The sequence below is a fragment of the Kitasatospora sp. NPDC034035 genome (genome assembly GCF_055575755.1).
This window is the reverse complement of record NZ_JBVISA010000074.1, coordinates 1-12056: the sequence shown is the minus strand read 5'-3', so window position 1 is coordinate 12056 and position 12056 is coordinate 1. Positions and strand designations below refer to the sequence as shown.

The following is a 12056-nucleotide window of genomic DNA, read 5'->3' as shown; positions in this document are numbered from 1 at the left end:
AAGACCGCAGACTCCCGCCCACGACCAGCACGAGCACCCCGGAGAACCGTCACGCCAGCCCCTCCGACCAGCACGTTCGAAGATGGCGAAGGCTCCATGAACCAGCAGCGACTTTATGCCTGCGAGGTCCGAGCTGGCCGGCACGTTGAACGCCACCAGTGGGAACTCGTCACTGAAGACCTCGCCGCCCAACCCGAACGACGACAACCGCTCGTGCACAGCCCGGGCGCTCGGGCCGAGCGGCCCAGTGGGCACCGGAAGGACCCGAATCGTGCAGTTGCCGGAGGCTTCCACGCGACCCACCGCCCAGTGCCGGCCCTCGGCGTCGGTGGTGAATCGGACAACGTCGCCTTCGGCAACCCCACTCTGGAGCAGGGGCACGTTCTCCACGCGCGCCGTTTCCTCGCCGAGCAGCGTGGCCCACAGCCCCTCGGTGTCTTGAGGAAGCCAGCCTTCGCGCGGCACGAATCGGAACCAGACCTTGATCCGATAGTCATCGGCATGGACCGCGTCACCGTCCCCGGGCCCGATCTGTTCGGTCTGGATGGAGCCCATGACTTCCACTCGTTTCTGATCAGGATTGTGGAGAGCGGTGCGGTTCGGCATCTAAACGGACCCGAGGAACCCCGGAGCGGGCAGTCCCATTTGGGCGCAGAAGTCCCTGCTCAGGCTCAGGAGTTCCGCCATAGGGACCGGCCTTCGGCTCGTGGCCGCGAGATCCGCGTGCGCTTCCTTCGACCAGAGGAACGGGAAGACGGAGATTCCTTGGTCCGAGGTCAGCCGGGATGCCTCGTCCTGCCAGCCGCGCCAGCGCAGCCCCTCGTAGAACTGCTCCAGTTGGCCCGACAGCAGCCAGGTCAGCCACGTTCCGTAACCCATCTCCAGGGCTTCCCACTCCATGGAGTCAGGCGCGAAGTAGACCATCTGTCCGGGAGCGCCGGGACGACCAGCATCAGCGGCATCATGACCGTTGACGGCGAAGACACCACCAAGGACGTCGTGACCCACGACCAGGCCGTCGGTCGGTCGCCACGCAGGGTCGAAGTCGCTGGGGAAGTGGTTGACCTGGGCGAGACTCGGCAACCCGACCGAGGACGCTCCTGCCGCACCGCCGAATACACGCAGCCATCCCCCGTCGACGACGATCCCGCCAGTGTGCAGGGCCAGCGCCCCGAGGGCCGAGCGGGCGCTCACCTGCAGCTGCAGCAAGCAGGAGCGCCCTTGGTCGGCATCGCCCGACATAACTTCGAGCGGCGCGACACTGCTCGTGAACGCTTCCCGCAGCAGCGGCCAGGCCGGTTCGTCCACATTGACCAGCTCAGTCAGTCCTCGCATCCGCACATCGTGGCAGTGACAGCTGAGCTCGCTGCGTTCGGGGTGCCGTCGAGTCCGCCCGTAGTCCGGAAAAGCATGGCCTGCGCACGCTGCGACTTCTACACCCCCAAAGCGTCCAGCAAGGGTCAACTCCTGGAGGCCAAGGGAGAGCCTGCAGAGGATGCTCGCGGCCATTCCGCTGACGGACGACGAACGCGCCGCGGTGGACGACGGGCAAGCCAACCTCGACCAGTTGCTCAACCGACTTTCCGACGTCCCCACGCCGGCCAGGCCGACCCCACGGCAGATCGGCATCCCAGCGCAGGCCACCCTTCTGCCCGTCATCGAGATCAACCAGAAGCCGACCCAGTAGTCACGATCAGCGGCCCAGCCTGTGACGGATGTAGTCCGGCTGGGCCGCACCGATCTCGATGCGGTTCTCGTCGAGTCCGTTGGCGATCCGCAGGCAACCCCCACCGAAGACGAACTCCACCGCCACCGTCCCAGCTGCCAGGTCATGTTCTGTCGGCCGCCACTCGAGAAGCCTGACCTCGCACATCTCCTGGCCGACGAACGGTTCGAGGCGCTCATCACCGTGAGACCACTGGGGCGTCAGCTCGAACCATTCCCACCCGGTGATGGTCGCCTCGGTGTCGATCGTGTCCCAGCCGATCGAGAGTTCGTCGAGCTTCCAGTGGCAGACCTCCACCTGGATGCCGTTGAAGTCCAGCACGACCGGACAGTCGGCAAACCAGTCTCCGTCCTCAGCGAAGCGCACCAAGGCGAACCCCGTCAGCCGCCTACCAGCGAGCGCCGCCAGGCGCGACCCATGCGCCTGCCGAACCGCCTCGATCCCGACCAGGAAGGACGGCTTGAAACCAGAGATCCCCATGTCCACAGCACCCGAGTCTCCCGTCCTTCAGCCCAAGCGGCCAGCACATAGTCAAGCAGCACGGGGTCGGAGTCACTTGACAGTCCGGATTCCACAGAATGATCCGGTTGACGTGCCCTTCGACGACGCCTGAGTGGACGTTAAGTCCCTTTTCTCTCGGTTCGTGATCGCTCGTTCGTGTGAACGTCGGCCGTACTGGCGTGCCAGTCGGGGTGCGGGTGATGTTCTGCGGCGCATGGACAGACGGGCGTATCCGAGCGACTTATCGCACGAGCAGTGGGCGTTGATCGAGCCGATGATCACGGCCTGGAAGCAGGACCGGGTGGCGCGATCGGCAACCGGGGATCCGGGGTCCTGTGATCTGCGGGAGATCGTGAATGCGATCTTCTACCAGAACCGGACGGGCTGTCAGTGGTGCCAGCGGTCCGCGACCTGGACCGCCTGCGGTGCACCGGTGGTGGCTCCCTCGGCGAAGAACGGCGCGCGGTCGCGGCAGACGATCTCGACGCCAGGCCGCTCGGCCAGCCAGGCCGCCAGGCTCGACGCCTCCCGGTCGGGCAGCAGGTCCACGGGCCGGCGGGTCTCGGCGTCGACCAGCACGGTTCCGTAGGCGCGGCCCTTGCGCGTCGCGTACTCGTCGACGCCCACCACCCGCGGGGCCGGCGGCACCGGGTCTGGAAGCTCCTCCACCAGCCGCAGCACCGTGCTGCGGCTCACCGGCACCCCAAACACGCTGGCCAGGCGGGCGCCAGCCCGCCCGGCCAGCGCCAGGCCCACTGACGCGAGGGTCGCCCGCAGCCGCTCAGTCCACCAGCCGTGGCGCCGCGTCAGCCCTTCGATCTGCTCGACAAACGTCCGCCGCCCGCACAACGGGTTGCCGCACACGAAGCGTCGCACCCGCAGGCTCAACCGGACCTGCCTGCCCCCGACCGGCCCATCGACGGGAAACCGCAGGTAGGAACTGTGCACCCGGGTCGACCAGCCCTCGCACTCCGGGCAGCTGTGCCCCGCCGCCGCGGACTTGACCGTCACGTTCACCGACTCGACGTCCACGTCGACCGACAGCACCGCGACACCCTCGACCGACGGAAACAGCAATCCCTCCAAGCGGGGCACCAGATCATCCACGGTCCCGCACTGTCGGCCACCGCGACCCGAGCAATGGCGAATTCCGGGCAACTTTCCGACGCCGACAGCACTGCCAGATTGTTACTCAGCGTGAGTGGACCACGGAAGTTGAGCCAGAACCCGAAGTCGCGAACGAAGCCAGCACCGCCTGACGCAACCCCGAGTAGCAAGCGCAAGTAGCAACCCCGAGTAGCAACCGGCAGTACGCGCCCTCCATCAGGGCTTCGAAGACGCCCGCGTCACGCCACTGCCGGAAGCGATTGGAGACGGTCGACCACGCACCGAACTCCGACGGCATCTCCCGCCGCTGCCCTCCGGTCTTGAACCGCCAGATCACGCCCTCGAACTGCTGCCGCAGCCGCTCCGGGTACGGACCGTACTCGCCGACCGGCAGGTACGGCTCGATGAACTCCCATTCGCATCAGTCCGTTGCACTCGCGTCACGCGACATGATCTACCCGATCAGGCCTCGCCATGAGGCCGAATCCCACAGATTGACCACGACCCGATACCCGCCCTAGCTGAGCTCCCGGATGGGCTACCTCCGTAGGCGCTACGCCACCGCGCGTGATGACTTTATGAATGGCTTACCACCTTCGGTCGCGTACCGGACGGCTCACCCTTCCCGGGGCCACACGCATCGGCTCGGGCCCCGGCCGAGGCCGCACGCCCTTCCAGGTGGGAAGCCGCCCGGAGTGTCCTGTGCCCGGATGCAGGGACTCCGTCGTCCGCGGGGCCCAGGCCGGCCCGCTGCGGAACGCCGATCCGGGCCACCTTGCAGAAAGACGGACCATGCAGCCTCCTCGTTCGCCCCGCCCGCCCTCCCTGGCCCGCCGCGCCGAGCGGCCGCTCGCCGGAATGGGCGTGCTCGCCCTCGCCGCCGCCGGCGCCCTGGCCGGTCTCACCCCCGGTGTCAGTTCCGCCTCCAGCCACCGCGAGGCGCCACTGATCGCGGGCGATCCGCGGGCGGACAACACCGACGTGTACGCCTTCGTCAGCCCCGACAAGCCGGACACGGTCACGTTGATCGCGAACTGGATCCCCTTCGAGGAACCGAACGGCGGCCCGAACTTCTACGCATTCGCGGAGGACGCGCGCTACAACATCAAGATCGACGCCGACGGTGACGGAAGGGCCGACACCACCTACACGTGGACGTTCAGCAACCACTACCGGGACGACGCCAACCAGTTCCTCTACAACACCGGCGTCGTGAACAACCTCGACGACCCGACGCTGAACTTCCGCCAGACGTACACCCTCACCGAGAGCCACGCGGACGGGTCCACCAAGACGCTGCTCAAGGACGCGGTCGCGGCCCCGTCGAACACGGGCCAGGCGTCGATGCCGAACTACGCGGCGCTGCGCCAGCAGGCCATCCGCGAGCTGCCCGGCGGCGGGCAGACTCTCGCCGGGCAGGCGGATGACCCGTTCTTCCTCGACCTGCGGGTCTTCGACCTGCTCTACGGCGGGAACCTCAAGGAGTCCGGGCACGACACCCTGAGCGGCTACAACGTCAACACCATCGCCATCCAGGTCCCCAAGAAGGACCTGGCGCTCAAGGGCGACCCGACGCGCAACCCGGTGATCGGTGTCTGGTCCACGACCGACCGCAAGGGCGCCACCGTTGTCGCCGACAAGGGCGGCGAGGGCAAGGGCGGTGAGGGCGCGATCGCGGGCAAGGGTGATGAGGGTTTCCGGCAGGTCTCCCGGCTCGGCAACCCGCTGATCAACGAGGTCGTCGTCCCGATCAAGTACAAGGACGCCTTCAACGCGCTCAGCCCCGAGAAGGACGCCACCGTCACCCCGGTCGTCGACAAGGTCAAAGACCCGATCGTGCCGAAGCTCATCCAGAGCGTCTACGGCATCCCGGCCCCCGCCACGCCGCGCAACGACCTAGTGGAGATCTTCCTCACCGGTATCTGCAAGGCCTGCGGCCCCATCCAGGCCGACCTCAACTCCCAGCAGCTGAACGCCGACGTGAGCAAGGACAAGTTCCTGCCCGGCGAGGAGCTGCGCCTCAACATGTCGGTGCCGCCGTCGGCCGCCCCCAACCGCCTCGGTGTCCTCGGTCAGGACCTGGCCGGCTTCCCCAACGGCCGTCGCCTGGCCGACGACGTGGTGGACATCGAGCTCCAGGCTCTGGAGGGCGCGGCCCAGACCGGCACGATCGTGCCCGCGCTGGCCGCCGGTGACGGCGTCAACGCCAACGACCACGCCTTCGGCAAGACCTTCCCCTACGTCGCGCTGCCCAACACCGCCGCCGTCAACCAGGCCGTCCCCGACAACCCCGCCGGCGGCGTCGCCGCCGGCCTCGGCGGCCTGTCCCTGAGCGACTTCCCGATCGCCGGCGCCACCGCGCTTGGCGGCGGTGTCCTGCTCACCGGTGCCGCGGTCCTCGCACTGCGCCGCCGGCACAGCGCCCAGCAGTGACACCTCCGCTCCACCACGGGCGCCGACCCCTCCTCGCGCGGGGCCGGCCGCCCGGGCACGTCCTCAGGCACCCCAGTCGGCGCACCGCCGTGGCCGCGCTGACGCTCGGCCTCGCCCTGACCGGAGCCGGCGCAGCGAGCGTCGCCACCGGTCCGGGAAGCAACGGCCCCGCGACGGTGCGAGACATCGGCGACATACCCGGGCGGCTGTCCCGCAGCGCAGGCGCGACGCCCGCGCGCCGGCAGCAGGCTCCTCCGGTGCGGATACGGATACCCCGGATCAGGGTGGACAGCGCCCTGACGGACCTGCAGGTCCAGGGTGACGGCCACCTCGGTACTCCGGACGACCCCGAGGTCGCCGGCTGGTGGAGCCAGGGCCCCGCCCCCGGCGGGCCGGGCGCCGCGGTGATCGTCGGCCATGTCGACTCCCGCACCGGGCCGGCCGTGTTCGCGGGCCTGTCCGTCCTGCGCCCCGGCGACACCATCACGGTCGACGCGGCAGATGGCACCACCAGTGCCTTTGCCGTGAACGCGCTGCGCAGCTACCCGAAGGACGAGTTCCCCGACGGCCTTGTCTTCGGCGACACCTCCGATCCGGGCCTGCGATTGATCACCTGCGGCGGCACCTACGACCGCGCCAGCCGGGAGTACCTCTCCAACCTGGTGGTCTTCGCCTCCCCGGTCGCCCGCCCGGCCGGCACCGCAGCCGCTTAACGTACCCCGCTTGCTTTCATCTGGAGTGCACTGTGATCCGACGCCGCCGTCTGTTGCCTGCTGCCGTGGCGACCGCCCTCGGTGTGGGCCTGTTCCTCGCCGGAGGCCTCGGGCTCGCGCCCCAGGGCGCCGGTCGGCAGGCTGCTTCCGGGAGCGCGGATGCCGACCGGGGCATGACCGGTGTGGGCCTGGACGCGGACATCCGCGGGCTGCAGGAACACCTGAAGGCGGTTCCGGGAGATGCGCTCGCGATGGCGTCCCTCGGCCTGGCCTACGTCCAGCAGGCCAAGATCACCGCCGATCCGTCCTACTACCCGAAGGCGGAAGCCGTCCTGGCCCGGTCGCTGAGCACCGAGCCGGCGGAGAACTTCACCGCCATGGCCGGGATGGCCGCCCTCGACGCCGCCCGGCACGACTTCACCTCGGCCCTCGACTGGTCGCAGAAGGCGATCGCCGTCAACCCGGACAGCTCCACCCTCTACGGGACCCTCGCCGACGCCTACACCCAGCTCGGCCGCTACTCCGAGTCCTTCGACGCGGTGCAGCGCATGGTCGACCTCAAACCGGGCACCCCGTCACTGGCCCGCGCCTCCTACACGTGGGAGCTGCGCGGCGACACGGCGGCGGCCGCCGCCGCCATGAAGCGCGCCCTCGACGACGCCAACACCCCTGCCGACCGGGCCTTCACTCGCTACCACCTCAGCCAGCTCGCCCTCGACAGCGGCGACCCCAGGACCGCGCTCACCCATGCCGAGGCGGGCCTGCGCGCCGCACCGGGCACCGCATCGCTCCTGGAGGCGAAGGCCAAGGCCGAGGCGGCCCTCGGCGACATCACCTCCGCCGTCACGGACTTTCAGCGGGCGGTTGACCTGGTCCCGCAGCCCGAGTACGTCCTCGAACTCGGCGAGCTGCTCCAGTCCCTGGGACGCACGGCCGAGGCGGAGCAGCAGTACCAGGTGTTCCGTGGCGAGCAGAAGCTGTTCACCGACAACGGTGTGGCCCTGGACACCGACGCCGCCCTCTTCGAGGCCGATCACGGCGACGCGAAGACGGCGCTCGCCATCGCCGAGCAGGGATTGAGGAGCAGGCCGTTCCTGGAGATGCGCGACGCCTACGCCTGGGCCCTGCACGTCAACGGGCGTGACCAGGAGGCGCTGGCGCAGTCCGACGAGGCCTTGGCCCTGGGGATGCGCAACGCTCTCTTCCACTACCACCGCGCCATGATCCTGCGGGGGCTCGGGCGGCCGGCCGACGCCCGCGGCGAGCTGGAGAACGCGCTGGCGATCAACCCCGCCTTTCATCCTCTGCACGCCCCGGCCGCCCGCACCGCCCTGGCCGAACTCCAGGCCACGAGCGTTACCGGTGGCGCGGGCTGAGGGCGGCTGAGGGGCTACTGCTTCGGCTGCGGGACGTGGCTCGCGTCGCCGCCTAGCGTGGCGTAGAGGTCGGTCCAGCGGCGGTCGGTGTCGGTGGGCGCCTTGCCGTCGCAGTACGCCTTCGTCCCGTTGGCGGTGTAGAACCGCATCATCTCCAGAACCGAGCGCGGGTCGGACTTCTCGCCACCGGTGTACTTGGTACCCGGATCCTGGCTCTGGTGCTGAAGGCAGGACGGGGACGGAGTTCCGGGCTGCGCGTCGAAGCTCCCGTCCGCCTCGCCTCCGCAGGCCGCCAGCAGCGGGGCGGCGAGGAGGATCAGGCACAGCAGGCGTCGTGGGCGGATGGTCATGGTGGTCGGCCTCCGATGGGGGTGGGTGTTCACAAGGTCGAGGGGAGGCTGCGCAAGACCAGCCCCAGGCCGACGGTCAGGATGAGCAGTGCGGTCAGCAGGGCACTGTAGGGGGCGATTCGGCGCAGCCGGCCGATGATCGGGCCGTGCGCCGCGCCGGCGAGGCGGTCTCCGAGGCGGACCAGGAGCAGGCCGACGGCGGTGAGGGTGCCGGCCATGCCCAGGCCGTAGGCGACCACGAGGGCCGCGCCGAACAGGGTGCGGCCGAGCGCGATGGCGCCCAGCAGGACGACCAGGGCGGACGGGCTGGGGACCAGGCCGCCTGCGATGCCGAGGCCGATCAGCACCCGGCGGCCCGGGGCTGCGGGGTCGTGGTGGTGGCCGCTCCCGAACAGGCCGTGGCGGTGGCCGTGATGGTGCGGGTGGCCGGGATTCTCGTGGCTGTGGTCGTGCGGGTGCGGGTGGTCGTGGTGACCGGTCGGTGCGGGCACGGCAGACGCGTGGGCGAGTTCCCAGGTGGGCTGGCTGCCGGATTCCGTGTGGGTGTGCGGGAGATGTTGGCGCCGCCAGGTACTGGATGAGCGTCGTACCGCGTCCCTCAGCAGGCCGGCGCCGACGATGGCGACCAGGACGCCGCTGAGGACGCCCAGCCAGCCGAGCAGTACGTCTCCGGCGAGCGAGGAGAACGCGGTCAGGCACAGGCCGATGACGAGGACGCCGGCAGTGTGGGTCACCGTGACGGTGGCCCCGACGGTGACGGCGTCCCGGGTGCTTCCGCGGCGGCCCGCCAGGTAGGCGGCCATCACGGTCTTGCCGTGTCCGGGAAGCAGCGCGTGCCCTGCGCCCAGCACGATCGACAGGAGGACGGCGAGCAGGCCGACCGGGACGGTCAGGCGCCGGGCGGCGCCGAGTTCGGAGAGCCGGGCATCGAGGCTGCTCAGCCACGCCGTGGGCCCGGAGTCCCCTGCGGTCACGGTCGCTGACTGTGCGGCTGCCGCACTGCCGCCGGGCCGCGCGCGGAACTGGGCGCTGGTGACGCCGCTGGGGCTGTCGAGCAGGTCGCGAGGGTAGTCCCGCAGCTCCTTGGAGACCGACTCGGCCGGGACATCGCTGCGGTCGAGGGTGGTGGCATCGCCGCGGGCGGTGATCTCGTTCCACCCGACCCGGCCCGGATCACTTCCGCTCGCGATGTGCAGGGTGATGCCGTCGGCCGGGAGGTGCAGATCGGCCCGCAACAGGCATTCCAGGCGGCTGGTGCGCAGACCCGCCGAACCGTCCTCGTAGCGGAACTGCGCCGAGTCGGTTCGCCACGCCAGTGGCCCGGCCGCCCGGTCGGTCGTCGCCTTGAGGCGCTGCGCGGTCTGCGCGCACTGCGCCGTCGCCCAGGCGTCGCGCTCGGCGTCATCGATGATGCCGTCGCCGTTGCGGTCGACCTTCGGCTGCTCCTGGAGGGTGGGGATCTCGGCGGCGTCGGTGACGGCGAGGACTTCGAGACTTTCCGGGTGGACGGTGAAGCCGAGGTAGTGGTTGAGGGAGAAGTTCCCCAGCGGATGGGCGCCGGCGACAGGTGCAGCGCCGCCGAGCAGGAGCAGTGCGCCTGACACCACCACGCCTGCGCGGGCGAGGAATCGTGGAACCGCCACGCTGGGCCTCCGGGAACGGGGCCGGCCGCCGCGGCGGCGAGGCCCGGACCGGCAGGAAGAGGGAAGGAGCCGACAGGGCCCACACCACCTTCGGGGCTGCCGGACGGCGGAGAGCGGCCACCATTCCGACCTTCCGACAAGACCACTCGCACGGAGCAGCACATCAGCACACAGGTTCCCACTGGTCGAACAGGCGATCATCGCAAGCTGCTCCGGCGGCAGGGCGCCGGAGCCGCACGCCCTCGCGCCCCCGGCGCGCCCCGTGACAACATTCCTTCTTGCCGACATAGTGCAACTACGAGATCGACGCACCGGCTGCGGTGCGTCGGCCGAGATGCAGGAAGGACGCCCGTGGCCTCCTCATCCGTATCCCCCGCCCAGGACCCTCCGAGATCCGCCCGTACCGCCGCCGTGGCGTCGATCACCCGTCAGGAGTGGCGGCGCCTGGCCGGGATGGGCACCTTCATCGTCGCCCTTCACGTCATCGGCTGGGTCACGCTGATCGCCGTCGTCGCCCCCGAGCACCACACCATCGGGGAGAAGAGCTTCGGCATCGGGATCGGTGTCACCGCCTACACCCTCGGCATGCGGCACGCCTTCGACGCGGACCACATCGCCGCGATCGACAACACCACCCGCAAGCTCATGGAGCAGCACAAGAGGCCCCTGTCGGTGGGCTTCTGGTTCTCCCTCGGGCACTCCTCGATCGTGTTCGCCCTGGCCGTCCTGCTCTCCCTCGGTGTGAAGGCCCTGGCCGGACCGCTCCTGGACGACGGCTCCCGGCTCCATCAGGTGACGGGCCTGATCGGCACCGCCGTCTCGGGCTCGTTCCTGTACCTGATCGCGGTCGTCAACCTCGTCATCCTGGTGGGCATCTGGAAGGTGTTCCGGCAGATGCGCTCCGGCCACCTCGACGAGAGCGCGCTGGAGGAGCAGCTGGACAAGCGGGGGCTGATGAACCGGGTGCTGGGCCGAGTGACGCGGTCGGTCAGCAAGCCGTGGCAGATGTATCCGCTGGGGATGCTGTTCGGCCTCGGGTTCGACACCGCGACGGAGATCGCCCTTCTGGTGCTGGCCGGCTCCGGGGCGGCGTCGGGCCTGCCGTGGTACGCGATCCTGTGCCTGCCGCTTTTGTTCGCCGCGGGGATGTGCCTGCTGGACACCATCGACGGGTCGTTCATGAACTTCGCGTACGGGTGGGCGTTCTCCAAGCCGGTCCGCAAGATCTACTACAACCTGACCATCACCGGTCTGTCGGTCGCCGTCGCCCTCGTCATCGGCACTGTCGAACTGCTCGGCCTGCTCGCCGACAGGCTCGACCTGCACGGCGCGTTCTGGGACTGGATCTCCCGCCTGGACCTCAACGCGGTCGGCTTCGTCATCGTCGGCCTGTTCTTCGCCACCTGGATTGCCGCGCTCGCCGTGTGGAAGTTCGCCCGCATCGAACAGAAATGGAGCGTCCCCACTCCGGCGACCGCGCCAGTGGCCGCGGCGAGCGAGGGCTGATGGTACGGCAGCCGCCGCAGCAAGAGACAAAAGAGGGGTGAAGTGCGCCCGGACGGGTGACCGCTGGCCCACGGGGGTGAGGCGACCAGGCCATCCCCGCCCGGCTCACGAAGACGTGACGGAATCCGGTCCACAGTGCGAAGCGCGGCTGCCCAGCCGGATCCTCGCTCCGGTGCCGACCTGCAGGAGATCTTCCTGACCGGTATCGCCAAGGCCACCGGCGGCCCCTTCCAGGTCGACCTCAACTCGCAGTTGATGAACCAGGACACAACCCGAGGAAGTTCGTCGCGGTCGAGGAGCTGCGGCTCAACATGTCGACCACTGTCACCGCCAACCCGGACCGGCTCGGCGTCCTCAACGGCGACTTCCAGGGCTTCCCCAACGACCGCCGCCTGACCGACGACGTGGTCGACATCGCCCTCCAGGTCATGGAGGGCGCCACCCCCGGCCACCTGATCCCGGCCCTCGCCGCCGGCGAAGGTCAACACCGCCGACAAGAAGGTGGGCGGCCCCGCCGCGCCTTGGGGGCCACTTCCCTCAGCGACCGGACCACCGGGAGACCTCGGACGATACGACGCCTGCCCCTGGGAGCCGCCGATTAATTATTTGGCGTTCTTGGTGTGGGTTCGCCCGACGAGGTCGGCGAGGTCTGCCGCGGTGGGTGCGGTGATCGGTGCCGGGCGGGCGCGGCGGTCGAGGGC

12 protein-coding genes and 2 pseudogenes are annotated in these 12056 nt (G+C 69.7%); 7 read left to right on the top strand and 7 right to left on the bottom strand.

Translation table 11 applies throughout. The features are described from left to right. Together ACZ52J_RS42180 and ACZ52J_RS42175 are read right to left on the bottom strand one after the other, a co-directional pair. Positions 1–555 (bottom strand): DUF4265 domain-containing protein (locus ACZ52J_RS42180; RefSeq protein ID WP_465626712.1); only part of this gene is annotated, 555 nt, incomplete at its 3' end. Positions 556–606: 51 nt separating this feature from the next. Beyond that, positions 607–1335, bottom strand: coding sequence for a DUF2625 domain-containing protein (locus ACZ52J_RS42175; protein WP_465626711.1), 729 nt, complete (start codon positions 1333–1335; stop codon positions 607–609). Positions 1336–1495: 160 nt separating this feature from the next. On the opposite strand from ACZ52J_RS42175, the gene ACZ52J_RS42170 reads away from it, so the two are divergent. Continuing rightward, positions 1496–1687 carry a hypothetical protein gene (locus tag ACZ52J_RS42170; protein WP_465626709.1) on the top strand — a complete coding sequence of 64 codons (192 nt, stop codon included), beginning with the start codon at positions 1496–1498 and terminating at the stop codon, positions 1685–1687. A 6-nt stretch (positions 1688–1693) separates the two neighbouring features. On the opposite strand, the gene ACZ52J_RS42165 is transcribed toward ACZ52J_RS42170, so the two are convergent. Next, positions 1694–2206 (bottom strand): hypothetical protein, encoded by a 513-nt coding sequence (locus ACZ52J_RS42165; RefSeq protein ID WP_465626716.1) that lies wholly within the window; start codon positions 2204–2206, stop codon positions 1694–1696. 235 nt (positions 2207–2441) lie between these two features. On the opposite strand from ACZ52J_RS42165, the pseudogene ACZ52J_RS42160 reads away from it, so the two are divergent. Further along, positions 2442–2621 (top strand): annotated as a pseudogene (locus tag ACZ52J_RS42160) (transposase); the annotation flags it as partial. Here ACZ52J_RS42160 and ACZ52J_RS42155 read toward each other — a convergent pair. Together ACZ52J_RS42155 and ACZ52J_RS42150 are read right to left on the bottom strand one after the other, a co-directional pair. Then, positions 2615–3238, bottom strand: a complete 624-nt coding sequence (locus tag ACZ52J_RS42155; RefSeq protein ID WP_465626715.1) for an ISL3 family transposase — start codon at positions 3236–3238, stop codon at positions 2615–2617. The pseudogene ACZ52J_RS42160 and the gene ACZ52J_RS42155 sit on opposite strands and share 7 nt — an antisense overlap. A 304-nt stretch (positions 3239–3542) precedes the next feature. Continuing rightward, a pseudogene (locus ACZ52J_RS42150) lies at positions 3543–3778 on the bottom strand (transposase); the annotation flags it as partial. A gap of 348 nt (positions 3779–4126) precedes the next feature. On the opposite strand from ACZ52J_RS42150, the gene ACZ52J_RS42145 reads away from it, so the two are divergent. The 3 genes from ACZ52J_RS42145 to ACZ52J_RS42135 all read left to right on the top strand — a co-directional run bounded on the left by ACZ52J_RS42145 (position 4127) and on the right by ACZ52J_RS42135 (position 7856). Then, positions 4127–5767 carry a DUF4331 domain-containing protein gene (locus ACZ52J_RS42145; RefSeq protein ID WP_465626708.1) on the top strand — a complete coding sequence of 547 codons (1641 nt, stop codon included), beginning with the start codon at positions 4127–4129 and terminating at the stop codon, positions 5765–5767. Positions 5768–5856: 89 nt separating this feature from the next. Then, positions 5857–6480: a class F sortase gene (locus ACZ52J_RS42140; RefSeq protein ID WP_465626707.1), complete on the top strand. Its 624-nt coding sequence runs from the start codon at positions 5857–5859 to the stop codon at positions 6478–6480. Between the two features lie 65 nt (positions 6481–6545). Beyond that, complete coding sequence (locus tag ACZ52J_RS42135) at positions 6546–7856, top strand: tetratricopeptide repeat protein (protein ID WP_465626706.1); 1311 nt, start codon at positions 6546–6548, stop codon at positions 7854–7856. A gap of 14 nt (positions 7857–7870) precedes the next feature. On the opposite strand, the gene ACZ52J_RS42130 is transcribed toward ACZ52J_RS42135, so the two are convergent. Next, entirely contained in the window at positions 7871–8206 is a 336-nt protein-coding gene (locus ACZ52J_RS42130; protein ID WP_465626705.1) for a hypothetical protein, read from the bottom strand. 29 nt (positions 8207–8235) lie between these two features. After that, a complete protein-coding gene (locus ACZ52J_RS42125) occupies positions 8236–9849 on the bottom strand; it encodes a nickel/cobalt transporter (RefSeq protein WP_465626704.1) in 1614 nt (537 codons plus the stop codon). 453 nt (positions 9850–10302) lie between these two features. Between ACZ52J_RS42125 and nicT the strand changes: the two genes are divergently transcribed. Both nicT and ACZ52J_RS42115 read left to right on the top strand, forming a co-directional pair. Then, positions 10303–11355 (top strand): Nickel transporter NicT, encoded by a 1053-nt coding sequence (gene nicT / locus ACZ52J_RS42120; protein WP_465626714.1) that lies wholly within the window; start codon positions 10303–10305, stop codon positions 11353–11355. A gap of 311 nt (positions 11356–11666) precedes the next feature. Then, positions 11667–11957 carry a DUF4331 family protein gene (locus ACZ52J_RS42115; RefSeq protein ID WP_465626703.1) on the top strand — a complete coding sequence of 97 codons (291 nt, stop codon included), beginning with the start codon at positions 11667–11669 and terminating at the stop codon, positions 11955–11957. The last annotated feature ends 99 nt before the right edge of the window (positions 11958–12056 follow it).